This is a genomic window from Sporomusa sp. 246TCP1, assembly GCF_057319775.1.
The window spans coordinates 1,213,793-1,239,598 of sequence record NZ_CM170492.1; the positions used below are offsets into that span (position 1 = coordinate 1,213,793).

A 25,806-nucleotide genomic window follows, 5' to 3' on the forward strand; every position below is an offset into this window, starting at 1 on the left:
ACCACCTGTTTAACATGTTGTATCTAAGAAATGTTAGGAGGCTTGCATGAAAAAGCTATACCAAAACTTAGTTAAGCTGCTTTCATCTGGCGAAAATGTTGTTTTGGCTACCATCTTTCATAGTGCTGGGTCAGCTCCGCGTTCCGTCGGAGCCAAGATGATAATTTGTGCAGATGGCTCCATTATTGGTACAGTTGGCGGTGGGCGGGTAGAAGCCGATACAATTGAATTAGCAAAAGAAGTGTTGGCAAACCGTCAATCGGTAATATTGCCTTTTGATTTGACAGGTGCAGATGCAGCTGGGTTGGGCATGATCTGTGGCGGTAAAGGCGAAATCCTGCTGGATTATCTGGATGCGGTCAATAACGATAATCGACTGATTTATGAAGCCATTCTCGCCACAATGAATAAGGCACAAAAGGCATGGCTAATGACAGAATTAAGCAGCCAACCGGTGGCTGGTCAAACAAGACAGCAATGCCTTGTTATGCAGGATGGTACTATTATCGGAAACTTCCACTGTGAACCGGAGTTTATGGAAAAGATGTCTTCAGGTCCGGCCAAAATTTCTATTCATGCTGATGCGAACGAGAACCGAATTTTTATTGTTGATCCTATCCGTACGATTAGTACAGTATATCTATTTGGGGCTGGTCATATTTCCCAGCAAATTGCCAAACTGACAGAAATGGTAGGATTTGTAACAGTAGTTATTGATGATCGACCGGCTTTTGCCAATAGGGAACGGTTTCCTCAATCGGAAATTATGGTTGTAGACAATTTTGAGTGTATGGCAAAATTGCCTATTGACCAAGATAGTTATCTAGTCATTGTAACGCGCGGACATCTTCACGACAGAACTGTGCTAGAACAAGCGCTAGAAACTGAGGCAGGCTATATTGGGATGATTGGCAGCAAAAATAAACGGGATCATTTATATAAGATATTACAAGAGCAAGGCGTTAGCGCAGCCAAGCTCCAACAAGTCTATTCACCAATTGGCATTGACATTTATGCGGAAACTCCGGAGGAAATCGCGGTAAGCATTGTCGCTGAATTGATAAAAGCCAGGGTGGAGCGGGAAAAATGTATAGCTCAGGGATAACCGGATTAATTGTTGCTGCAGGCTATTCTTCCCGGATGGGAACATTCAAGCCACTGATGCCCTTAGGGGAAAAAAAAGTAATTGAAACGGCAGTAGACAGTTTGCGACTGGGCGGGGTAAATGATATCCGGGTGATAGTTGGACACCGGGCGACCGAATTATATCCGGTATTAGAACGTTTGTCTGTCAGCATTATTGAAAACCCAAATTATGCGTCAGGCATGTTTTCTTCTATAGTTACTGGTGTTAGAGCTTTGGCCGCAGATGCAGAGGCCTTTATGATGCTGCCTGGCGATACCCCGCTGATAAGAAGCAGCAGTATTAAGGAACTGATAAAAAAATACCGGCAGACAGGTGCTGCCGTGGTATATCCAACTTTTAACGGTAAGCGTGGTCATCCGCCGGTGATTAGTGACAAGTGTTTCGCCAGCATTCTTAGCGGGGATGGTACTGGTGGGCTTCGCCATATTTTAGAACAGTTTGCTGCCGACAGTGTGGTTGTGCCGGTTGCTGATCAGGGTATACTGATGGATATGGATACTCTGGATGACTATCGGCAACTCGCCAAGTTTTATGTCAAACGGAATATACCGACATATGACGAATGTCTGGCCTTATTAGATAAGTATCAGACCGGCGATAAGGTATTGCGCCATGGGCAGACTGTTGCTGCGGTCGCGCAGCAGTTGGTGGACCTGCTTAATGGCGTTGGTTTAAAGCTTAACAGTGAATTGGTGGTCGCCGGGGGATTGTTGCATGATCTTGCTAAAGGTAAACCTAATCATCCCCTGCGGGGGGGACGTTTGGTTACCAGCAATGGTTTTTCAGCTTTAGCTGGTATTGTAGCTGCACATATGGATTTAGAATTAACAGCAGAGCAGGCAATTGATGAAGCAGCGGTGCTGTTTCTTGCTGACAAGTTAGTACAAGGTGACAGGCGGGTATCGCTAAACGAGCGGTTTAGTTTGCCGCTGGCAAAGTTTTCCGGAAATTCTGAAATACTAGCGGCGGTTTTGCGTCGACAGCAGACGGCAGAATTTATCCGGGACCGGATAACAGCCCTGGTGGGAATAGGCAGTTTGGAGAAAATAGTATTACAATAGGGGGCGAATCTGTAATGCAGGTATATGTAAATAATGCTGCGACTTCCTGGCCCAAGGCACCACAAGTTGGTGAAATAGTGGCTTCTTATGTTAGTGGCGTGCCCTATCATGCCGGACGTTCTGGTTTTTCCGGGCCGGATATTGCCGGCGAATGCCGAAAATTATTGGCTAATTTGCTGCAGGTAAAAGATGCCACCCGAATTGTTCTGGGATCAAACGCTACCTATGCCTTAAATATTGCTTTGCACGGTATTCACTGGCAACCGGGGGCCGCGGTGATAACTACAGCTGCCGAACATAATTCCGTACTGCGCCCCTTGCACTATCTGTCAAAAACTAAGGGGGTAGCTGTTCATATACTTCCCGTGGATAAGCTGGGGCGGGTTGACCCGGAGGAATGGGAAACTGCATTAGCAAAATATAAGCCGCAAGTGGTTGTTTTTACACATGCTTCTAATGTTACCGGCGCAGTAAATGACGCCGCTTTGCTTGGCAGGCTGGCTAAACAGGCAGGCGCAGTTACGCTTTTGGATGCGTCGCAAAGCCTGGGAATTGTGCCAGTTCTACCAGAAGTTTGGGGAATTGATTTAGTAGCTTTTACCGGCCATAAGTATTTGTTAGGTCCGTCTGGCACAGGTGGCTTATATATAGCTCCCGAAGTTGATCTGGAACCTGTATGGGTAGGTGGAACAGGCGTCCAGAGTGATCTTGACGAGATGCCGGTAACTATGCCCATCCGTTTCGAAGCCGGTACAGCCAATGACCCTGCAATCGCCGGACTATCAACGGCCCTAAAGTGGAGTGACGGGCATATTCTAAACGTCAGTGCGCTGCAAAGTAAGACCGAGCGGTTGGCCACCGGACTGGTGACAGCCGGAGCGAATGTTATTAATGTCGAGCCACCCCGAACATCGGTTATTTCTTTTACACTAAAGGACTGGACGGTAGAAGACGCTGGCGAAGTGCTGCAAAAAAGTTTTGAGATCGTCTGCCGCACAGGTCTCCACTGTGCGCCGCTGATTCATACTTATTTGGGTACAGCTCCTGCCGGCACAATACGGCTGAGCTTATCACGGTTTACTACTGATGAGGACATTGATTACTGTCTTAAGGCAATCAATGCACTGACACATGAAACAGTATGAATGTAAGAGAGTCGAAAATTGTTTTAGCAGTGCCAATATTTATGAGTATCGGCTGCCCATAAAAGCCAAGGAAGAGTTTATTGAATGTTTTGCGCCGCTTGGTGTTATTAAATATCATAAGAATTTTCCGCGGCCTTGTTATCAAGCCACTCTAACAGATGGTACAACAGTCAAAGGAATTATTGCGGATTCGGTGATTAAGGTTAGCTTTCCAGACAGCAACCCACAGGAAAGCAAAGCTAACTTTGAAATTTTTTTAGAAGATTTGCTTAAACAGCAGACTGCTGACAGGGAGAGATAGTACTGATGGATGCCATTGAAAAAACAGAAGAAATCGTACTTTCTACAACGGAAAGTGTTTGCCCCGAATGCCTGGCGCGGGTTCCGGCAACCCGGGTGGCAAAAGGCAATCAGGTGTTTTTGCGGAAGCATTGCCCAGAGCATGGCGAGTACCAAGTTTGTATTTGGGAGGGAGAGCCCAGCTATTTAGGCTGGACTAATGCTAAAATACCAACTTCGCCGACGGTGTGCGCAACCGAAGTCAGCCAGGGTTGTCCGTTTGACTGTGGTTTATGTCCGGAGCATCGTCAGCAGACTTGTTGTGTGCTGCTGGAAGTGACAAATCAATGTAACTTACACTGTCCTGTCTGTTTTGCCGCCACTTCGCCGGTGGCTAAGGACGAGCCAGGACTTGAAGTTATTGAGGGGTGGTACCGGATGCTCATGAACAGCGGCGGTCCCTATAATATTCAATTATCAGGCGGTGAGCCGACTGTCCGTGATGATTTACCAGAAATCATTGCCTTGGGAAAAAAGTTAGGCTTGGTTTTTTTTCAGGTTAATACCAATGGCCTGCGGCTGGCAACTGATGAACAGTATGTCAGCAGACTGAAAGCGGCAGGTCTAAACTGTGTTTTTTTGCAATTTGATGGAATGAGCGACGATGTCTACGTCAAATTGCGCGGGAAAGCATTACTTGATATCAAGAAAAAAGCCATTGAGGTTTGTGCCGCCCATGAAATTGGGATTGTGCTAGTGCCTACTTTGGTACCAGGGGTAAATGACAGTCAGATTGGCGATATCCTGAACTTTGCTATAAGCAAGATACCTGCTGTACGGGGCGTTCACTTTCAGCCGGTAAGCTATTTTGGCAGATATCCGGTAGAACCGAAAGATACTGACAGGATTACTATTCCCCAAGTTCTGCGGGAAATTGAGAAACAGACAGATGGACAGATGAAAATAGCGCATTTTAGGCCGCCGGGTGGTGAACATTCCCATTGTTCTTTTCATGGTAACTTTGTCTTAATGCCTGGAGGACATCTAAAGCCTTTGGTACAAGAAAATACGAGTGCTTGCTGCTGTCAGAGTGAACCTATAGCCGATGGGGCAAAACGTGCCAGACAGTTTGTTGCCAGGCAATGGTCGTCAGCTCACTCAGAAGCAGGTCAGCGTAAACAGCAACCCGGGCCACAAGCCGGTATGGGTAATGTAGCCAGCCTTGATGAGTTTTTGGAACGAGTAAGTACCTATAAGCTGGCTGTATCAGGAATGGCATTTCAGGATGCCTGGACCTTGGATTTAGACCGGTTAAAACAGTGTTTTATTCATGTGGTGGGGCCTGATAATAAACTGATTCCTTTTTGTGCCTATAATCTTACTAACCGGCAGGGGCAGGCTTTGTATCGGAGGGGACAATGACAGCTGGAGTGGAGAAAACACCATTAGATGCATTGGTAGCGGCGAAAATAGGGGCAGTAGGCGGGCAACTGACCCAGGCACAACTGTCTGACTACCAACTAGCCCGGTTAAAGGACACAATAACAAGAGTGCAGAGTCTGAGTCCTTTTTACCGGCGGCGTCTGGCCGATCAAAAAGTAGCAGCCCTTACACGCCTGGAAGATTTTTCTGAATATCCCTTTACTACAGCTGATGATGTGACTGAGCATGCCATTGAGATGGTATGTGGTTCCCAAAGCGAAATCAACCGGGTGGTGACGCTTGCTACCTCAGGTACTACCGGCAATCCCAAGCGGGTTTATTTCAGTAAATATGATCAGCAATTGACAATTGAGCATTTTGGTTGTGGTATGTCTACCTTAGTGGGACCAGGTGACAAAACACTGATTTTGCTGCCTGGCGAGCGTCCCGGTAGTGTAGGTGATCTGTTATTAAAAGGATTGCTTGGTATTGGGGTAGTGCCTGTTGCTTACGGCCTTGTGCAAAATCTCGCAGATGCTGTCCGGAAAATGTGTTTGGAACAGGCAACAAGTCTTGTTGGTATTCCGGTACAAGTTCTGGCAATGGCCCGTTATTGGGAAAAATGGGGCAAGAGCAGCTGGGCGCCAAGATGCGGCTTATTAAGTACTGATTATGTACCTGCTGCTGTCGTGAATGAACTAAGGCGCATCTGGAATTGTGAAATATACGATCATTATGGCATGACCGAAATGGGTTTAGGTGGCGGAATGGAATGCAGTGCCCATACCGGACATCATTTACGGGAAGCTGATTTATACTTCGAAATTATTGATCCTGATTCTACCAGCGTGCTTCCAGACGGAGAGTATGGCGAGGTCGTATTTACTACTCTGACAAGGAAGGGCATGCCGCTAATTCGCTACCGCACAGGGGATATTTCGCGGTTTATTCCTGAGCTATGTCCCTGCGGCAGTATATTGCGGCGCTTGGAATGCGTCCGCTGCCGGAAGGATGGAAGGATAAGCCTGGGGCAAGCCGGTATGATTACTATGGCTGATTTTGATGAAGTACTGTTGCCTCTGCCTGAGGTTATCAATTTTACAGCTACCGTTTTCAGCGGCCAGCCTAGTAAGGTAAAGCTTGTTGTAGAAGTATTATCCCAGGAGAAAATACTGGATGAAGCGGTTGTGTTACAGGCTGTCAGACAATTACCAGTTATCCGGCAAGCTGAACAAGAACGAAGTATTGTGCTTGAAGCAGCAATTGCCTGTGATTTGTCACTACCTCCTGGTAAGCGAAGTATTAGCGTAATTGGACCAAGGGAGGATGCCGTAAGTGGCAGGTAACAGGCAGGAACGACGGATTTATCTGCTTCGCCATGGTAAGATAGTCATGGAAAAACAGGAGCGCTGCTATATTGGTCATATTGATATTCCCTTAGCTGCTGAGGGGGTGCGTCAGGCCCAATTGCTGCAAGTAGAATTCGCCAGGCAAGAGCTTACGGCAGTTTTTTGCAGTGATCTGATACGTTCGGTTGATACTGCCAGAATTATTACAGAGCAATTAAATATCGAGCTGACAAGTAAGCGCGAACTGCGGGAAATCAGCATGGGTGAATGGGAGGGGAAAACCTTCCGGGAAATTGCAGCGGCCTATCCTGTAGAGTACGCCAAACGGGGGAACAATATTGCCAATTATCGTATTCCCGGAGCTGAGAGTTTTGCCGAATGCCAGTCAAGGATTCTTGCTGCATTCACAGACATCGTGAATACTACCCAAGGAAATATTCTTATTGTTGGACATGCCGGAATCAACAGACTATTGTTGTGTCATGTTCTTGGTATGCCTATAGAAAATCTTTTTCGCATCACACAAGACTATTGCTGTACAAATATATTGGTAGGTGATAGTGGTAAATACTGTGTTAAACTGTTGAATGGTCTTCCCGGCACCCGGATGTCTGCAGCTAACTAAAATCCAGCCGGGTTCTTTTTTTTGCGTTTTTTATAGTCCTTTACTTTTTTCTAATATTTTCAAAAGTTATTCAAAAAATTGGAGCTCATAATACAACTATAGCCTCCAGGCTAAATGAAAAGAAAAGGATGGTAATAAAATGAATAAGAAGAGAATGTGGTTATTAGCAATCAGTGTGGCAACAATGGTTACAGCAACTGGAATTGTGTTGGCTGCTACTACTGTAGATAAGCAAGATAATTCAACAGGCAAATTGCAACAGACTCAATTTGAAAAAGGTGATTTTCCTAAAAGATGTGGGATGAACGGCTTTCATGAGGATAAGCAAGCCTTACTGGAGTTCCTGAAAGTCGATGCTAAAACCTTTGAGGCCAATATAAAGGATGGCAAAACATTAGCGATCATTGCCAAAGAACAAGGTATCTCAGAGCAGGAACTCACAGATTTTATGGTTAAACAACTATCTGTACATATAGACAGAAAGGTAAAAGAAGGTAGGCTGTCTGATGCTCAGGCAACGCAAATGAGAGCTGATACTGATCAACGGGTAGCAGATATGATTCATGGCAAAGCTCCCATGCATGGATTTGGGCCGATGGGTCACAGTCCGTTCCATAGTGAAAAATTATTAAATCTACTTAACATAGACAGAGAAACTCTGAAAACGGAGAGAGAATCCGGAAAATCTTTACTAACGATTGCGAAAGAGCATAATGTTTCCGAACAAGAACTTACGGCTTTCATGACCCAACAAATGACTGAGCGTATTGATGAGGATGTAAAAGCAGGTTGTATCCAGGAGAATCAGGCAGTACAAATGAAAGCCAATATGGAAAAGCATGTAACAGACATTATTAATGGCAATGCTCCCATGCATGGACATGGGCCTATGGGTCACATGTTCCATAATGAAAAATTATTAAGTCTACTTAACATAGATGAAGCAACTCTGAAAACGGAGATGAAATCAGGGAAATCTTTACTGACAATTGCGAAAGAGCATGGTGTTAGCGAACAGAGTCTTAGAAAATTGATGCTGGAAGAGATGGCTCAACGCATTGATCAAGATGTAAAAGAAGGCAGAATTCCAGCAGATAAAGCTAAGCAAATAAAAGCTAATATGGAAAATCACGTCGACGATATGATCAATGGCAAAGTTCCTATGAAAGATCATCCCCAAGATGAACAATAATAGCAATTTCTTGGGAGGGACTATGTACATGGCTGAATTTGTCAACAAGAATGTGGCCGGGATAACCATACCCCCCAATATACTTACTGAAATGCAGCAGGGAAAAACTGGTTTTGAGGTAGCCTGTGAGTTTATCAGTCAGATTTATCAGCAAATAAATGGACTTCACATAATGGGGATGGGTGATGTGGCAGTAACGAATAAATTGATTGCTTTTACCAGGGAGTTGCAAAGCAAACGGTAGAACTAAAATACAATGAGCGCCAACCAATAAGGGGGGCGCTCATTGTATTTATTGATGGTGGAAATTTCCAGATAAAAAGGCAGTTGCAATGTGCTATAATGAAACCGTATCCTGTTACCATAATATTAGAGCGAAAGGATGAATGTAAACTAACCATGAACAAAAAATTTCTTGCAGTTGCAGTATTTATGATGGCTTTGCTAATTACAGCAGGTTGTGGCGGCGGTAACGGTTCTAATCTTACGCGTCAGGCTAATCTATCACCCGAAGCGGTAATCGAAAATTTCTTTGATGCTGCCAAAAGCAATCGTATGAATGAGGCTGCGTTATATGTGTCGCCAACATCTGTTGGGGATACGCAAACAGTCCTAAAGTTTGTGACTGGGCAGAGCAGCGCTACTATAAAAAACGCTAATTTACTCTCAGTCAGGATTGTGGCACAGCAAGGTAATTATGCTGCAGCCCTGGCAACTATGCAAGCAGAACAAAATTCAATTAATCTTGTATTTAAACCAGTAGGTCTTGAGAAAATCAATGGGGAATGGTACATTGTTGACTATGATCAGATTTTCCGTGAAGCTAAGTATAAGATATTAGCTCAGTTACTTACGGGTCTTTAATAGAATCTCTTTAATGGACACTATTAAGTAGGTGAAGCGCTCAGGGAGGAGCGCTTCACCTAAGTACATATTGACAATAAGAATGCCGTGTGGTTAAATATATTTATAGTAAAGTTTAGTTTCCAATATAATATTGTAAACTGATGATAGGGAGATTAAATCATTCGCGCGCTTACAGAGAGCCAGGAGTGCTGGGAACTTGGCAGAAATGCGGACTGAACAAATGGACCCTTGAGGGTGGAGTGAAAAGTTTTTTGGACTGACTAGCTTTGGACGTGTGCTTACGTTACCGAGCCAAGAATGTGATGGCATTCTTATGAGGCGGTCAAACACAATGTTTGACAACCAAGGTGGTACCGCAGGTTAGACATCTGTCCTTGTAAAAAGGATAGGTGTTTTTTATTTGTCCAGAAAAGATGGGGGAGAATACATGAAGACCAAACTTCTTATGGGTAATGAGGCAATCGCGCTTGGTGCTATCAGAGCTGGTGTCAACGTTGTTTGTGGCTATCCGGGGACACCTTCGACCGAGGTACTGGAAACCATTGCTAAGCATCGGGATAATGATATATATGTAGAATGGTCAGTCAATGAAAAAGTTGCCCTGGAGGTAGCTGCCGGGGCGGCCTATACCGGGGCTAGGACCTTGGTTACGATGAAACAGGTAGGTCTTAATGTTGCCAGCGATCCGTTGATAAGTTTGACCTATATCGGCATAAAAGGCGGTATGGTTGTCTTGGTAGCTGATGATCCTGGCCCGATATCTTCGCAAACTGAGCAAGATACCAGGCATTTTGCCCGCTATGCGCATCTGCCGGTTTTTGATCCGTCGACGCCGGAGGAAGCCTATACCATGATTGGCGAGGCCTTTGCTTTGTCTGAGAAATATAATACACCGGTACTGCTTAGACCCACAACCCAGGTTTGCCACGCTTGCGCCAGTGTTGAAACTGATGATGAACGGTATCGCAACAAAATAGCAGGCTTTATAAAAGACCCCAAGTGGGTAATATTCCCGCGCTTGTCTTATCAAAATCATATAAAAATTGATGCTAATGAAGCTAAAATCAGTCAGGATTTTTCGGTTTCCCCTTATAACCACATTAGTGGCCAGGGTCCCTTGGGCATTGTTGGTTGTGGTGTTTCGTTTACTTATGTAACGGAAGCGCTAGCAACGATTAATACTCCTGTTAAGGTGCTCAAGCTGGCAACACCACATCCTTTTCCTGACAACTTGGCTCTTGAGTTTTTGCATGGCCTGGAAGAGGTTCTGGTGATTGAGGAATTAGATCCGGTGGTTGAGGAAAATTTACTTCGATTATGTGGTAAGCTAGGTCTTGCCGTTCGCATAACAGGCAAGTTGACCAAGGCTATGCCGGTAGCTGGTAAATATAGCTATGAAATTGTAGCCGCAGCCATCAGTAAATTCCTCGGGCAGGCGCAGGCGGCATTACCTAAGCCGGTTGAGCTGCCGCAGTTACCGGTGCGACCGCCAGTACTCTGTGCGGGCTGCCCGCATCGGGCTTCCTTTTACAGTGTAAAGCAAGCCCTGAAAAAGACCGGACAAAAAGCAGTATTTACCGGGGATATCGGCTGTTATACCTTAGGCAATGCCCAGCCGCTGGATATGGTAGATACTTGTCTCTGCATGGGAGCTGGCATCACTATTGCCCAGGGTTTGCAGCTGGCTGAACCGGATCGGAAGCAAATTGCGTTTATTGGCGACTCAACTTTTTTCCATACAGGTATTCCCGGAATTATTAATGCTGTTTACAATGAAAATGACATCACAGTTATTATTCTCGATAACAGTACAACAGCCATGACCGGCCATCAACCTCATCCTGGCACAGGCAAAACCATGATGGGAAATATCTCGGAAAAAATTAGTATCGAAAATGTGCTGAAGGGCTGTGGTGTGGCATTTGTTGCCAAGGCCAATCCGCTAAATTTAGAGCAGGCAATCGCAACAGTAACTGCAGCAGTAAACTATAAAGGTGTATCTGTTGTAATATTTGAATCTCCCTGTATTGCGATCATCAAACCGAATACTATTCAGGAAATAAAAGAAACCTGTATTGGCTGTAAGAAATGCATTAAGGAGATTGGCTGTCCGGCCATGAGTGCAGTCGAGGATAAGGTAACAATTAATCCGCATTTATGTTATGGCTGTCAGCTGTGCGGGCAGATATGTCCGGCGCAGGCAATTGGAGGGTTAGAATGATGAGATTAGATTGTTTATTGGCAGGTGTTGGTGGTCAGGGAACTGTGCTTGCTTCCAAAATAATTGCTCAGACAGCCATTAGCAACCAGTGTTTTGCCAGAACTTCGGAGACTATTGGCATGGCGCAGCGGGGTGGATGTGTAGTTAGTCATGTGCGCATTGGTGATCAAAACTGTTCGCCGGCCATTCCACTAGGGATGGCAGATTTAATTATCGGTTTTGAACCAGCTGAAGCCTTGCGAAATATTGGATTTCTGAAACCTGATGGTCAGTTATTAGTCAATATTAAACCAATTATCCCGGTGACATCCTCCCTGGGAGGCAACAGCTACCAGGCAGCTGAAATGATTCATTATCTGCAAAGCACTAGGCAGCAGGTGGTATTTGTCGACGGACAAAGGCTGTGCGCTGCCGCCGGTACTGCCAAGGTACTAAATGTTATTATGCTGGGAGTTGCCATTAAGGAGCAGTTATTGCCTTTTTCGCGGGAAGAAGTTTTACAGACAATTACAGAAAATTTGCCAGCGAAATTTTTGGAGTTAAATAAGAAGGCACTGGAAATTGGCTACAACTTCCAGCAATATGTGCAATAAATAAGGGAGTGCTGAGTAATGAACGCAGAACAATTTACCAAGTTACAGGCCTTAATCCGGCGAGTGCAGCAAAAAAGTCCTTTTTATCAGAATAAATTTAAAGCTGCCGGCTTTGATATAGCTGATATTCAAACCCCGGCAGACATTGCCAAAATCCCATTTACCACTAAAGAGGAATTACGTGAGGCCTATCCGCTTAATATCCAAGCCGTTCCTGATGAAGAAATTGTTAGAATCCACTCCTCATCGGGGACAACAGGAAAACCGATAATTATTCCCTATACTGCCCAAGATGTTGCAGTTTGGGCCGAGATAATGCATCGTTGTATGAGCGTCGCTGGTTTGACAGCCAAAGACCGGGTGCAAATTACGCCAGGCTATGGTTTATGGACAGCTGGTATCGGCTTTCAGGCTGGTGTTGAACGATTAGGGGCGATGGCGATTCCAATGGGACCGGGAAATACCGAGAAACAATTGCAGATGATGATGGATTTACAGTCAACAGCCATTTGCGCGACGTCTTCTTATGCATTGTTGTTAGCGGAAGAAATTTACAAACGCGGCCTGAAAGAACATATCAAACTAAAAAAAGCAATTCTTGGTTCTGAACGCTGGGGCGACAAAATGCGTGTTAGAATACGTGAGGAACTGGGTGTTGAGTTATATGATATTTATGGACTTACTGAAATATATGGACCGGGAATTTCTATAAGCTGCAGTGCCTGTAATGGCCTGCATTATTGGGATGACTATCTGTTATTTGAGGTTATTGATCCCCAGACAGGCAAGCCTGTTGCTGACGGAGAGTTTGGAGAATTGGTTATCACCACCTTGACCAAAGAAGGGGCACCGCTACTTCGCTACCGGACAAGGGATATTACCCGGATGCTGACAGGAGAATGCTCCTGCGGTTTACCCCATCCCCGCCATGACTTAATTCTGGGCAGAACTGATGATATGGTTAAGGTCAAGGGGGTAAACATCTATCCCGGTCAAGTGGAAGATGTTTTAAAACATATTGAAGGCATTAGCAGTGAATACCAGATTATCATAGACCGCGAAGAAGGCAAGGATGCTATGTTGCTACGGTTTGAGCAGCAAGAGGGTTTTGATGCCAATAGCCTGGAACTGCGTGTGAAAAAGTATTTTAAAACCAAAGTGGGTTTAACAATTAATGCTCAGGCGCTCAGTATCGGACAGCTGCCGCGTAGTGAAAAGAAAACAGCCAGAGTTATTGATAATCGATATTGATAGATGAATTAAATATACTATGAAAACAGGGTACTGGTCAGCCGGTACCCTGTTTTCTATACGTCAAAAAACGTAAGTGCTAATGAAACGCATATAAACATCGAAACTAATGGACAATATCTTTATAAATAGTATACGTCATTGGTACTGCAGTAGTCATAACGTGGAAAACAGGAGGAATCCAATATGATCCAAAAAATTGTTATCGTAGGTGGCGTTGCTGGTGGTGCTTCAACTGCTGCTCGTCTTAGAAGACTCAATGAAAACTATGAGATTATTATGTTTGAAAAAGGCGAATATATCTCATTTGCAAATTGTGGTCTTCCCTATTATATCGGTGGAACAATAATGGATAGATCCAGACTTATTGTACAAACAGTTGAGGAAATGAGTGCCAGGTTCAATATTGACATAAGAATTTTGAGTGAAGTTATACAAATTGATACGGCTAATCAATCTGTAACCGTAAAAAATTTAAGAACTAACGAAAGCTATCACGAGACTTACGATATTTTGGTGCTTTCTCCAGGAGCGAACCCGCTTAAGCCACCAATTTCCGGTATAGAAGAAGCAACAAATTTATTTACGCTGCGAAATATTCCAGATACAGATGCAATAAAAAATTACATCGATACCAACAAGCCTAAGTGCGCTGTAGTGGTTGGCGGGGGATTTATCGGTCTTGAAATGACGGAAAACCTGCATGCTTGCGGTATCTATGTAACTATTGTAGAGATGGCTAACCAAGTCATGGCACCACTTGATTATGAAATGGCATGTATTGTTCATGATCATCTGCTGGACAAGAACGTAGATTTGATACTAGAAGATGGTGTGAAATCTTTTAGTAATAATGGCAGAAAAGTTACATTAAAGAGTGGCCGGGAAATTGATACGGAAATGATTATTCTTTCTATCGGAGTTCAGCCGGAAACTAAGATTGCAAAAGATGCCGGTCTTGAACTGAATGCCAGAAATGCAATTATAGTTGATTCTTCTATGAAAACATCTGATCCCCACATCTATGCAGTTGGAGATGCTGTAGAAGTCAAGGACTATATAAATAGTAACTCCACTTTAATTCCGTTGGCATGGCCGGCCAACCGGCAAGGACGAATTGTTGCCGATAATATAGCAGGTAGAATTGCTAACTATCCCGGTACCTTAGGATCATCTGTAGCCAAAGTATTCGATTTAACAGTTGCTGCAACCGGGAATAATGAAAAGACCCTCAACGCTGTCGGTATTGACTATCGCGTTTTACACATCCATCCAGGTTCTCATGCTGCTTATTATCCTGGGGCATTCCCAATCTCATTGAAACTAATCTTTACCGCGAAAGAAGGTAAAATACTTGGAGCACAAGGGGTAGGTTTTGAAGGGGTAGAAAAACGTATAGATGTTATTGCAGCCGCCATTAAAGGTAAGCTGTCTGTGTTTGACTTACCTGATTTGGAATTATGCTATGCACCACCGTATTCTTCGGCAAAAGACCCTGTAAATATGGCAGGATATGTTGCCACTAATATTATAGAGGGTTTAGTTGACACTATCCAATGGCATGAAGTGGATGACATCATTCGTGATGGTGGATTAGTCCTTGATGTAAGAGAGCCTTTTGAAGCAGATTTGGGTACGGTTGAGAATGCTGTTAACATTCCTCTTGGCCAGCTGCGTGGTCGGTTAAACGAACTGCCAAAAGATAAAGTTATATATGTATATTGCCAAGTCGGGCTGCGTGGTTACGTAGCTTGTAGGATTCTTACTCAATTAGGGTATATGTGCAAAAATATAGATGGTGGATATAAAACGTATGCTTTAGTAAAAGGAATTAATGGTGATAAGGGGGACAAAGTTTGGCATAACACACAAGATAATGAGGTAACTGAGGTTCTGAATTCTACCAAAATAACTGTAAAACTTGATGCCTGTGGTCTCCAATGTCCCGGCCCAATCCGAAGGGTCTTCGAAGAAATGACTAAATTAAAGGACGGTGACATACTGGAAGTAAGAGCCACAGACCCAGGATTTAAAAAAGATATTTCTGCTTGGTGTAATAAAACGGGGAATACTTTGCTTAAAGGCGAGTTTGAAAGAGATACAAAACAAATAGTGACGCTAATTCAGAAGGGAAATAAAAATACCGGAAATGATACTGCGAACAATAACTCCGTTGCAGGTAAAAAAGGCAAAGAGGGAGCAACGCTCGTTGTATTTAGCGGAGATTTGGATAAGGCAATCGCGTCTTTTATTATTGCTACAGGGGCAGCATCGTTAGGGAAACATGTTACTATGTTCTTTACTTTCTGGGGTCTCAATATTCTTAAGAGAAAAGATAGGCCAGTAGTTATTAAGGATACTATTGCAAAAATGTTTGATGTTATGCTGCCTAACAATGCAGGTGAGTTACCTTTATCAAACATGCATATGGGTGGGATGGGTCCTATGATGATTAAATATATTATGAAAAAGAACAACGTAGACGATGTAGAAACTCTCATAAAGAATGCTTTGCATATGGGTGTAAAGGTTGTAGCCTGCTCTATGTCAATGGATTTAATGGGCATAAAACAAGAAGAGTTTATCGATGGTGTTGAAATTGCTGGGGTGGCTTCTTATTTAGCTGCCACAGACGATTCTGGGTTAAATTTATTTATTTAGGCAGATTGAATTAAATAAAAAGCGAATAAGCTACCTCTTATAATCGCTAATTCAGCCTCATGAAACTACTTGTATGCAGATTCAAGATTATACTTTTAAAATACCGGTTACCAAAGCTCCAGCCTTCCGCAGGTCATCAACGTTTGGTCGACCGGTAATATCTCCCAGGCGTCCGTCTACAGACCAGTGGGCGTAACCTTCACTATTATATTCACCTTCAAATAACCATTCTGTTACTATTTCGAAGCCGAGATGATCAAGTAGTTGACCTAAATATTTCGGAGTAATAACAGCTTCATTTATCCCGGTATGTGCACCCCCATATGTACAATACGCTACTGCTCTTTTTCCAGCAATTCTTGGAGCACATCCTTTTACATCGCCTTGTTTAATATGCTTTTTCAGCGTTGCAGCAAGAAAATCGCACATAAACTTTGGTGGTAGCCATGAATACACTCCTGATCCAATGAACACAAAATCAAAATCCAAAAAATTAAATACATTCTCGTTAGTTTTAGCAACTACTTCAATAGTAGTAACATCATGTCCAAGACATTGTGCTGATTTTTCGATTTGCAAAGCAACTTTTTTGGTATTGCCTGTACAAGAGCAAAATAGATTTAGAATTTTCATTTTAACACGACCACCCCTTTATTTCATTTACTTACAGTCCTATTATAATGCAATTATTTGGATAAGACTGTATCTACGGCTACACTTGGATAGTTTTATATACAAAGCATGCCACTAAAAAATTATTGAAGAGGGGCTGGCAAACAGGGATGCAAACATTGCTTAAGGTTATGTTTGTATAAGGCACATGACCAAACCACCCATATATATCGGGTGGTTTGGTTCTGCTATATGGTACCAACTTTTCTGAAATCCCTTTTGATACCTGGTTCACCCGGTTCCCAACCAGCAGGAACTCCTTCACCGGTTGCCTCACCATACTGAATACCTTGAAGTGTGCGGATAATTTCCCACACATTTCGTCCCACTTCACGAGGATAGACAGAATAATAGCGAATTCGTCCACTCGGATCAATGATAAAAGATGCACGATACGCTGCTCCCTTGTCTTTATCTAATACACCGTAGGCACATGAAATTTTACCATTACGGTCAGATAGGAGCGGGTACATTACTTTCCTGGCACTGGGCGAGGTTTCAGCAAATACTTTATGGGAGTAAACGCTATCAGTGCTGATTGCTATGGCATTCGCACCAAGTTCACGGATGCAAGGATAAGCAGCGGCAACTGCCGCCAATTCCGTTGGTCAAACAAAAGTGAAGTTACTGGAATAAAAGAAAAGAAGCAGCCAGCATCCATGGAAATCCTTCAGGCAAACTTCTATTTCTTTTCCACGATAGTATGCAGGCAAACAGAAGTCAGGAGCCGTCTCCTCTAGCCGGAAACAGGTTCGCCCATGTACTTGTGCAGGATGTTTTTCTTTGTATAAACATTTATAGTCTCTAAAGTTATCTATTTCAGTTTCAGCCATATTATGCAACCTCCTTCTGGGATCAATGTATAATATGTTGATGGTTATGTAATGGTCATAAATAATTTTAGATATGTGTAGGCTCGAATTGCATGTAATGAATTAACTGGCTACTTAGATAAATAACAATAAAAAAGTTGAAAAAGGTACATAATGATTGATATTACAACCATAAAGATATATAATTTATATGTCAAATTTCAATCACTTTCTTTTGGCCCAGCACTAAGCTGGGTATTTTTTTGCCTTCTGCCGGGTTGGAGCCTGGTAATCGACATTCAGTATCGTTAAAAGCGGGCGGCGAAGGTATGTGGTACACATGCTATTACTGATAAAGTAAATAATGGGTGTACTTACATAAACGGGCTTCTTCTTAAAAGAAAGTTAAAATATACAATATCAAATATAAATACACATAAACAAATATAAAAATTATATAATTATGTTTATATTAGCTATAGATCATATATGCTACTTTACATTTTTGGTAGTTATAGTATATAATAATGTAGAAATAAAAGAAAAAATGTCTAAAATGGAATTTGTTTAAGAAATTTTGTTAAAACGTGAACAGACTAAATTAAATTTATATCTTTTCTCATTTTCCGTTAAGTTTTATGTAACTCTGAATTGTTTATCTAATCCACTAACGTATGATAGGCAACCGAGGGGTGTAGCTGGAAAAGGCGGCGTCTTCTTTTTGAAAAGGAGCATACAAATTACATTACAGGATAGTTATATATTATTGCCAGGTTCTGAATTTACAATAAAAGTTGTGACTTCAAAAAGCAGGACTTATTTTCTATTCGAAAATGTAATTTATCCGGACTATTTTAATGATAATAACCGGACGCTTTCTTGTAAAAAATAGGAAGCGTCCGGTTATTATTTGACAGGATTTATGCACTTACTTCCGACGATGTACAACAATAAAGGAGGCTTTATTAATGGCTACAATGATAGAAAAACGTTGGGGAATTGCATTTTCACTGTCCGCTATTATTCATCTGATGATCGTTGTCGGCATTGGGCTTATATACATTCAGGATAAACAACAGGAGATTTTGCCAGAGCCTCTGATTCCCATTGAAGTGGAATTGGGCGAATATATAAGTGACGACAACCATGCCGATGCACCAGTGCAAGCGGCGGCTGCCTCACCGCCTAGCCATGCTGAAGCGGCAGCAGACAGCCGACTTCCAGCCGAGAAGGCTTCCGCTCTTGCTCAGCCTGCACCCACTTTCGAACAGGCGAATGCCACTGCCACAGAACCGGCATTCAAAGGCCAGGCAACACGGGACGGAATCGCTGACGGCAATGGCTCTGCAACGACTACGACCGGTCAGATAGGTAGCGGTAATAGCGGTAATGGCACCGCCGAAAGTTCACCATCCGGCGGCTCAGGCAGGCTTCCCTATGTCATTGACGGTCCACCGCCATCTTATCCGGAAGAAGCCAGAGTTCATGGTTGGGAGGGAACAGTGCGCATACGGGTCTTAATCCTCGAAAATGGAATCGTCGGTGATTCGGCAATTGTGCAAAACTCTGGTTATGACAGCATAGATCAATCGGCTATCAGCGGATTGCGCCGCTGGCGGTTCAGTCCGGCTTATCAAGGCGGGCGGCCGGTTCCCGCCTGGGTTGTTGTACCTGTTATATTTAAATTGCAATAAATCAGCCTAAGAACAAAATAATTCAGGGGAGAGATTATTATGAAAATTAGAAAATCCAAGAAAGCAATTGCAGCTCTCGTCGTATCCTCTTTATTCACTGTATCGCCATCAGCCTTTGCAGTAGAGCCGGTGCCTGACAGCGAAATGAATCCCGTGGTGGTATCGGCAGCAAAGCCGGAAAAAGAGAAAACAACACCTGGTTACGATCGTTTGACTGTTCCAGAAAGCAGTAAGGCGGCAACAGAAATCATTACCAGGAAAGAAATTGAGGCCATGCACCCCAAGGATGTAATGGAATTAATCGAAAGCGGGTCAGGGATTATTGGTATGCGCTGGGGTAATAAAGGCTATTACAAAGTCGAGACCCGTGGTGGCGATAGTGTCGGGTTTATCATTGATGGTGTCTATTTTCCCGAAACTCAGGCTTCGCGTGTAATTGCCAACTTACCTGTTGACATTATCGAATCCATCACCTTTGTCAGGGATGCGTCCATTCTGACAATGGGGCCAGTGGCTTCGATTGCCAGCAATTTCGGCAAAGGCGGTGCTCCCAATCAGGGCTACATTATCATTAAAACCCTGAAAGCCACTAAATCGATTGACCAAGCCAAGATAAGTTACGGAACTTTTGACACGGAAAAATTGAGTTTGGTGCATGGTGATCAAATCAATGATACGGCTTATTATACAATGGGCTATGCGAAAGACAGGAGCGACGGCAAGAGTGGTTGGAATAACGGCAGGGATTTTGACACTTATTTTCTGAAAGTCGGCGACAAAGGCCCGGACTGGTTTGCTGATATGACACTGATGGTCAACCGTGGCAGGAATGACCAGCAAGCCTGGTTTGACGCAAATGGCAATTACATGAATTTAAGCACTATTGGCAAATGGGATCCCATTAATACGACACTATTCACGACTAATGCAGCTAAACAATGGAATGAACATAATACAACCTCCTTCAGCTTCGGCTACAGTTCGGTACGATCAACCAGAGTTACGCTGAAAACAGGAAAAGGCGTAGAAGAAAATGAATACCTTCGCGAATTGAATTTGATGCATACGCTGAATTTTGGCCGGGATACGCTGAAGTTTGGCACTCAGGCTATATGGTGGCATTCGCCAACTGGGGTGCAGGGAACGGCCGACTATGAGCGTCAGGAGGAATTGTACGGAACCTATCTGTACGGGGAAAGGCAAGTTAATAATAAACTGACACTGGATGCCGGGGCACGGTTGGATAAAAAACATATTACCAAAGGGGTGGCTAAATATTTTAATAATGGCAGTGGAAGTGGTATAGCATATGATAATAGTTATGGGGAGTTATGGGAGGGAGATTCAACCAGCTTTTCTCTGGGAGGTGCTTATCAACTGGATTCAGTCTATAAGCTGTCTTCACGGTTGGGATATTCGCGCCAACCGGCCGGCAAATATCTCCTTACGGAAAATAATGAAAAACTTGATCCGGAAGAACGCTATAAGTATGAGGCCGGTATTGTAGCAAACTATAATAAAATGCTAAATGCTTCATTGACAGCATTCTATTATGATATCAATGAGGCCCGGGTTGCTGTAGGGTCACATAAAGATGCGGATAATAATACTACGTCCATCTATACAGGCAAAGATTTGGCGCGCAAAGGATTTGAACTGGCGTTTCATGGCAATTTATCCGATCAGCTCGGTTATAAATGTGGCTACTCCTATTTCACCTCAAGCAATGCGCTAGATGACAGCCAGTCTCCCCATAACCGCTATAATCTGGCACTTAACTATAAAAACAGGGATATTGCGGCCAATATCATGCTGCTGCATGTTAGCAAGTTTGCAGGTACGACAAATGCCAATAATTTGAGTGACACTTGGACGGCGTCAAGCATCTTAGGTGGGTACACTACCATCGACGCCAACATCAGCAAAGAATTGGACAAGAATACAACACTTACTTTATATGGACGCAATATCACCGACCAACGTTATGTCAAAGGCATGAACTATTATGATTCTGGCGCTGAGTATGGGATTGAGCTCAGCAAGAAGTTTTAATGGCAAAAGTAATTGAACAGTCTGCTGAATCATTAAAAATAATCATATTAATCATGATATTAATCGGTATATTTTTCTTATCGTTCACGGTAGGCCGTTATGCGATTGCACCAGATATTGCCTTTGGAATTCTTGTATCAAAAATTATTCACATGACACCATTTTGGCCAGCGGATATGGAAATTGTCATGCTAAAAATCAGGTTGCCAAGAATTATGGCTGCTATATTGGTGGGGGCGGCCTTAGCCACTGCTGGTGCCGCTTATCAGGGCATGTTTCGCAATCCAATGGTCTCTCCCGGAATTTTAGGAGTGACATCCGGTGCCAGTTTTGGTGCAGCCTTAGCAATATTGCTGTCCTTAAATGCGGTTGGCATTCAGGCGTCTGCTTTTGCTTTTGGATTATTGGCGGTGATGATAACATACATGATTGCAATCTGGTTGGGGAAAAAAGGCGAAACCATTCTGATGATGATCTTGGCAGGTATTATAATAGGAACTTTATTTACCTCATTTGTTTCGTTGATAAAATATGTGGCTGATCCCAATAACACACTGCCAGCTATTACCTATTGGCTGATGGGTAGTTTGGCTTCTGTTAACGATAGTGATGTGTATCTGGCGGCTGCTCCGATCCTGATAGGATTGTTTGTGCTGACATTGCTGCGCTGGAATCTGAATGTCATGTCTTTTGGCGATGAAGAAGCAAAAGCATTAGGGATAAATACCGTTCGATTGCGATTTTGCGTTGTGATCTGTGCAACAATGATAACGGCTTCGGCGGTGGCAATTAGCGGCGTGATCGGACTGGTGGGGCTGGTTGTGCCTCATTTGTCCCGGTTGCTGGTGGGACCTAATTACAAAATTTTGCTTCCTGCATCAAGCCTTATGGGTAGTATATTTATGTTAATGGTAGATAACTTAGCGCGAACCTTGTTTTCTGTGGAAGTTCCTTTAGGAATTTTGACTTCCATAATTGGGGCGCCATTTTTCCTGTATTTGCTCTTAAATACGCGAAAGGGATGGGCTTAACTGAGGAAAGAATGACAGCTTTACGACCAAGTGGTTATGGAAAAGTATTTTTGTATGATATGGAGGCATAACGATGAATGGACTGATCAATTGGAAGGTTTTGCACCAGCGCGGGAAGATGCCCTTTGCCAATATGGATGAGGACTCGCAAAAAAAACGCTGGGGAAGTGTTGCCGGTATGTATGACGGCATGGCGAAGCTGGAAAAGAATTTTACTAAGAACCAGGTGGAGCAGATGCTGTTGTCTGCTGAGGATTCGGTAGTGGACATCGGCTGTGGACCAGGACGATTGTCTGTTCCTGTGGCAAAAAAAGTAAAGAGTGTTACAGCGCTGGATGTTTCCGAAAAGATGCTGGCAAAGTGTATGGAAAATGCCAGGAGTGAAGGCGTTGACAATATTACGCCGCTAAGGTCTAATTGGCTGTCAGATGACGCGGTTGAAAATGTTGGCAAACATGATATCGCAATTGCATCACGCTCAGTGGGATTTTCCGATATAGTAAAAATCAATGCTATTGCCAGGAAATATGTCTATATTTTAGGCTGGGCAAATGCTCCAAGTCTTCGGGAAATACAACTGGACTTTCTTGAGGGCATTGTGCAGGAAAAAATGCCGCAGGATCCGTATGCTCGCATGTTTGGCTATAATATTATGTTTAATATGGTATATGATATGGGAGCAAATCCGAATATTGTCGTGGTGGACGACGGCTTTGAGCGGGATTATGTTTCCAGAGAAGAGGCCTATGCAGATTTGCATTTTGTTGGCGAGATTCTGCCGGAGTTTGAAGAGCAATACCGTCGGAATATTGATCGTTATTTGATACCAAAGCAAGACGGGGGATTTAAACTTCTAAGAAAGACTAAGACTTTTGTAATGTGGTGGCGACCGGAGGAGATAATGCTATAGAGACTACAGGAGATGTGAAACGATGAGGATAAGTAAATATCTAAAGAATATAATGCTCGGGAGTATGTTACTAATTGTATTCTTGCTGTCTGGATGTGCGCAGGTCACCAATTCACCCGCAAGGGAGTCAAAACCGGACATCACCATCACAGATATGAGTGGGGCACAAGTTAAAATTCCTGTAGCAATTGACCGAATTGCCGACTCATGGCCTGCGCACCACGCTATACTATGTATTTTAGGTGAAGGTGACAAGGTAGTAGCTACGACAGCAACGGCGCAAAGGCCGTGGATGGGAAAAATAAATCCGCAGTTGAACAATGCGGTAGCTGTTTTTGATACAGCAGGTACCAATATGGAAGAATTGGTAAAGGCAAAACCGGACATTATTTTTATTACTGCCAATAGCAAGAACGCGGGAACGCTGGCAAGGTTGGGTATTCCTGTTGTTCAACTGCATTTTACCAATTTTGATAGTTTGAAAGAGTGTGTTAGAATTACCGGCGCAATTCTTGGTGAGCAGGCAAAAAACAGAGCGGAAAAATATATAGCCTATCTGGATGGCAAACTTGCCGGGATAACCGCAATAACAGCCCCAATTCCCCGGGAGCAGCGGCCGAAGGTTCTGCATATTACATCATTGACTCCTTTGATGGTGGATGGCAAAGATACCATTGTAAATTCCTGGATTGAAGTAGCCGGTGGCACCAATGTGGCGGACATGGACGGCAACGGCAAGGAAGTGTCGCTGGAACAGGTGAGCAACTGGAATCCGGATATTATCATCCTGGGAAATACAGCGTTTATGAAAGGTGGAAATATTGACGGACTATTGAAGAATCCGGCATGGCAACATATAAGAGCAATAAAAGATGGCAAGGTATATATCAATCCGGAAGGGGTATTTTTCTGGGATCGTTATGGTGCGGAAGAAGCATTGCAGATTCAATGGGCGGCCAAGCTTTTACACCCCAATAAATTTGAACAGATCAATATGGTTAAGGAAACAATAGATTTCTTTAAAACTTTTTACAACTATGATCTTTCCGCCGAAGAAGCGGATAAAATACTTAACGGCAAACGTCCTTAAAGGGATAATATTGAATAACTAGAGAAAATTTTAAAAATATAAAGGTAAAGCTGCCTTCTTTACAGTAATTCTGTTTAGAAGGCAGCTTTTCATATATGTTTTATTGGAGGGGTTAGTATGAAAAAAATTTTGATGCTGGTTATGCTCTGCTTTTTATTAGCCGGCTGCGGCGGAAAACCGGCAGAGCAGGCCAAGGTCCCTAAAGACACATTGGTTATTGGTATGGCTGCTGATCTGGCAACAATTGACCCGGCAGCAACCATGGATAATGCCTCATGGAAAATTACCTATCCTTGTTATGATCGCCTTGTGAAGTACAAAACAGTGGATGGCAAAAGCAGTACCGAGGTTGAACCGATGGCCGCAGAGTCCTGGACAGTTAGTCCGGACGGAAAGGAATGGGTCTTTAAACTGCGCACAGACATAAAGTTTCATGATGGTGCGCCAGTTAATGCCCAGGCAGTCAAATTCAGCTTTGATCGTGTGCTAAAAATTCGAAAAGGTCCTGCAGATTATTTTCCGACCTTGAAAACAGTTGAAGTGGTTGATGACTATACCGTTAAATTTATAATGGAAAAACCATTTCCACCGTTTTTGTATACGTTGGCAACCAACGCAGCAAGCATTATAAATCCGGCTGTTATGAAGTATGAAAAAGATGGTGATTTGGCTTCCGGATATCTTGCTTCCCATACAATGGGCAGTGGTGCCTATGATCTAAAAGAATGGAATAGCCAACAAAATATCAAATTGCAGGCAATGGAAGGATACTGGAGTGGAAATCCAGCATTAAAAACAATCCTGATTCAATTTATAAAAGATGCGTCTACCCAGCGGCTGCAATTGGAAAATGGCGATCTTGATATTGCCGAAAGTATTCCTGTTGATCAGTTGGATGCACTTAAAGGAAAAAGCGATATTCAGATTTCAGAATTTCACAGCTTGAACGCAAATCTGGTATACATCAATAATAAAAAAGTTCCGCTGAATAATGTAAAAGTACGACAAGCCTTAAACTATGCAATCGATTATCAAACGCTTATTCAGGGAGCAATCAAAGGTAAAGGGATTCAGTTGAAAGGACCTGTTCCGGAAGGCCTCTGGGGTTATGATGCCAATCTGAAAAGCTACAGTACAAATGTAGAAAAGGCTAAACATTTACTAGCAGAAGCCGGTGTAGGTCCCAACTTAACTTTAAAATTATTATACTCGGATTACAAAGCGTATTGGGAAAGTGAAGCCTTGCTTATCCAGGATAACTTGAGTAAAGTCGGTATCAAGGTGGAACTGGAAAAAGTTGCATGGGCAACGCTCCGTGAAAAGGTAGATAAAGCAGACTTTGATCTTTGTCTTGGCGCATGGAGCCCTGATTATGCTGATCCGCAAATGTTTATGACCTATCTTTATGATTCGCGGATGCACGGTTTGTCAGGAAACCGGGCCTTCTATAAAAATGATCAAGTTGATACACTGCTGAGGGAGGCTGAACGCATCAGCGAGCAGCCGGTACGTGTCAAATTGTATCAGCAAGCCCAACAAATCGTTTTAGAGGACGCGCCTTATATCTTATTATTCCAAAGCGATATTATGACAGCTATGCGGAAAAATGTACAAGGTTTTGTATTTAATCCTATGCTGGAAAATATGTACAACTTCGAATCAATGAAAAAGAATTAAGCGTAAGTCATAATTAAATTTAGCGGGTTACAGGCAGGGAAACTCCTGCCCGTAA

Annotated in this window: 23 protein-coding genes; 20 read left to right on the forward strand and 3 right to left on the reverse strand. The window is 43.2% G+C overall.

Annotation, left to right across the window (positions count from 1 at the left end; translation table 11 throughout):
* Positions 1-46: 46 nt before the first annotated feature.
* From AC1ECB_RS06050 to AC1ECB_RS06115, 14 genes are all read left to right on the forward strand, one after another.
* Positions 47-1,105, forward strand: a complete 1,059-nt coding sequence (locus AC1ECB_RS06050) for an XdhC family aldehyde oxidoreductase maturation factor (protein WP_485667880.1) — start codon at positions 47-49, stop codon at positions 1,103-1,105.
* Positions 1,087-2,208 (forward strand): DVU_1551 family NTP transferase, encoded by a 1,122-nt coding sequence (locus AC1ECB_RS06055; protein ID WP_485667881.1) that lies wholly within the window; start codon positions 1,087-1,089, stop codon positions 2,206-2,208. The genes AC1ECB_RS06050 and AC1ECB_RS06055 overlap by 19 nt, the downstream gene beginning before the upstream one ends.
* A 14-nt stretch (positions 2,209-2,222) precedes the next feature.
* Positions 2,223-3,353: an aminotransferase class V-fold PLP-dependent enzyme gene (locus AC1ECB_RS06060; RefSeq protein WP_485667882.1), complete on the forward strand. Its 1,131-nt coding sequence runs from the start codon at positions 2,223-2,225 to the stop codon at positions 3,351-3,353.
* Positions 3,340-3,654 (forward strand): hypothetical protein, encoded by a 315-nt coding sequence (locus AC1ECB_RS06065; protein ID WP_485667883.1) that lies wholly within the window; start codon positions 3,340-3,342, stop codon positions 3,652-3,654. The genes AC1ECB_RS06060 and AC1ECB_RS06065 overlap by 14 nt, the downstream gene beginning before the upstream one ends.
* A 5-nt stretch (positions 3,655-3,659) precedes the next feature.
* Entirely contained in the window at positions 3,660-5,054 is a 1,395-nt protein-coding gene (trsS, locus tag AC1ECB_RS06070) for a radical SAM (seleno)protein TrsS (RefSeq protein ID WP_485667884.1), read from the forward strand.
* Positions 5,051-6,400, forward strand: coding sequence for a DVU_1553 family AMP-dependent CoA ligase (locus tag AC1ECB_RS06075; protein ID WP_485667885.1), 1,350 nt, complete (start codon positions 5,051-5,053; stop codon positions 6,398-6,400). Before trsS ends, AC1ECB_RS06075 begins: the two co-directional genes overlap by 4 nt.
* Positions 6,390-7,028: an alpha-ribazole phosphatase gene (gene cobC / locus AC1ECB_RS06080; RefSeq protein ID WP_485667886.1), complete on the forward strand. Its 639-nt coding sequence runs from the start codon at positions 6,390-6,392 to the stop codon at positions 7,026-7,028. The genes AC1ECB_RS06075 and cobC overlap by 11 nt, the downstream gene beginning before the upstream one ends.
* A gap of 139 nt (positions 7,029-7,167) precedes the next feature.
* The gene (locus AC1ECB_RS06085; RefSeq protein ID WP_485667887.1) at positions 7,168-8,220 is read left to right on the forward strand and encodes a hypothetical protein; all 1,053 of its coding nucleotides are present in this window, start codon (positions 7,168-7,170) and stop codon (positions 8,218-8,220) included.
* Between the two features lie 28 nt (positions 8,221-8,248).
* Positions 8,249-8,464, forward strand: coding sequence for a hypothetical protein (locus AC1ECB_RS06090; protein ID WP_485667888.1), 216 nt, complete (start codon positions 8,249-8,251; stop codon positions 8,462-8,464).
* Positions 8,465-8,619: 155 nt separating this feature from the next.
* Positions 8,620-9,084: a nuclear transport factor 2 family protein gene (locus AC1ECB_RS06095; RefSeq protein WP_485667889.1), complete on the forward strand. Its 465-nt coding sequence runs from the start codon at positions 8,620-8,622 to the stop codon at positions 9,082-9,084.
* A 430-nt stretch (positions 9,085-9,514) separates the two neighbouring features.
* A complete protein-coding gene (gene iorA / locus AC1ECB_RS06100; RefSeq protein WP_485667890.1) occupies positions 9,515-11,308 on the forward strand; it encodes an indolepyruvate ferredoxin oxidoreductase subunit alpha in 1,794 nt (597 codons plus the stop codon).
* Positions 11,305-11,901: an indolepyruvate oxidoreductase subunit beta gene (locus AC1ECB_RS06105; RefSeq protein ID WP_485667891.1), complete on the forward strand. Its 597-nt coding sequence runs from the start codon at positions 11,305-11,307 to the stop codon at positions 11,899-11,901. Before iorA ends, AC1ECB_RS06105 begins: the two co-directional genes overlap by 4 nt.
* An 18-nt stretch (positions 11,902-11,919) precedes the next feature.
* Positions 11,920-13,152, forward strand: a complete 1,233-nt coding sequence (locus tag AC1ECB_RS06110) for a phenylacetate--CoA ligase family protein (protein ID WP_485667892.1) — start codon at positions 11,920-11,922, stop codon at positions 13,150-13,152.
* Positions 13,153-13,338: 186 nt separating this feature from the next.
* The gene (locus AC1ECB_RS06115) at positions 13,339-15,813 is read left to right on the forward strand and encodes a CoA-disulfide reductase (RefSeq protein WP_485667893.1); all 2,475 of its coding nucleotides are present in this window, start codon (positions 13,339-13,341) and stop codon (positions 15,811-15,813) included.
* Between the two features lie 87 nt (positions 15,814-15,900).
* Here AC1ECB_RS06115 and AC1ECB_RS06120 read toward each other — a convergent pair whose 3' ends face one another.
* The 3 genes from AC1ECB_RS06120 to AC1ECB_RS06130 all read right to left on the reverse strand — a co-directional run bounded on the left by AC1ECB_RS06120 (position 15,901) and on the right by AC1ECB_RS06130 (position 17,318).
* A complete protein-coding gene (locus AC1ECB_RS06120) occupies positions 15,901-16,446 on the reverse strand; it encodes a flavodoxin family protein (protein ID WP_485667894.1) in 546 nt (181 codons plus the stop codon).
* Positions 16,447-16,673: 227 nt separating this feature from the next.
* A complete protein-coding gene (locus tag AC1ECB_RS06125; protein WP_485667895.1) occupies positions 16,674-17,084 on the reverse strand; it encodes a redoxin domain-containing protein in 411 nt (136 codons plus the stop codon).
* A gap of 9 nt (positions 17,085-17,093) precedes the next feature.
* Positions 17,094-17,318 (reverse strand): hypothetical protein, encoded by a 225-nt coding sequence (locus AC1ECB_RS06130; RefSeq protein ID WP_485667896.1) that lies wholly within the window; start codon positions 17,316-17,318, stop codon positions 17,094-17,096.
* Positions 17,319-18,265: 947 nt separating this feature from the next.
* Here AC1ECB_RS06130 and AC1ECB_RS06135 point away from each other — a divergent pair.
* The 6 genes from AC1ECB_RS06135 to AC1ECB_RS06160 all read left to right on the forward strand — a co-directional run bounded on the left by AC1ECB_RS06135 (position 18,266) and on the right by AC1ECB_RS06160 (position 25,751).
* On the forward strand, positions 18,266-18,991 hold the full coding sequence (locus AC1ECB_RS06135; protein WP_485667897.1) for a TonB family protein: 726 nt from the start codon (positions 18,266-18,268) through the stop codon (positions 18,989-18,991).
* 39 nt (positions 18,992-19,030) lie between these two features.
* The gene (locus AC1ECB_RS06140) at positions 19,031-21,043 is read left to right on the forward strand and encodes a TonB-dependent receptor plug domain-containing protein (protein ID WP_485667898.1); all 2,013 of its coding nucleotides are present in this window, start codon (positions 19,031-19,033) and stop codon (positions 21,041-21,043) included.
* Complete coding sequence (locus AC1ECB_RS06145; protein ID WP_485667899.1) at positions 21,043-22,074, forward strand: FecCD family ABC transporter permease; 1,032 nt, start codon at positions 21,043-21,045, stop codon at positions 22,072-22,074. The genes AC1ECB_RS06140 and AC1ECB_RS06145 overlap by 1 nt, the downstream gene beginning before the upstream one ends.
* A 73-nt stretch (positions 22,075-22,147) precedes the next feature.
* On the forward strand, positions 22,148-22,984 hold the full coding sequence (locus tag AC1ECB_RS06150) for a class I SAM-dependent methyltransferase (protein WP_485667900.1): 837 nt from the start codon (positions 22,148-22,150) through the stop codon (positions 22,982-22,984).
* Positions 22,985-23,006: 22 nt separating this feature from the next.
* Positions 23,007-24,074, forward strand: coding sequence for an ABC transporter substrate-binding protein (locus AC1ECB_RS06155; protein WP_485667901.1), 1,068 nt, complete (start codon positions 23,007-23,009; stop codon positions 24,072-24,074).
* 117 nt (positions 24,075-24,191) lie between these two features.
* On the forward strand, positions 24,192-25,751 hold the full coding sequence (locus AC1ECB_RS06160) for an ABC transporter substrate-binding protein (protein ID WP_485667902.1): 1,560 nt from the start codon (positions 24,192-24,194) through the stop codon (positions 25,749-25,751).
* Positions 25,752-25,806: the final 55 nt, after the last annotated feature.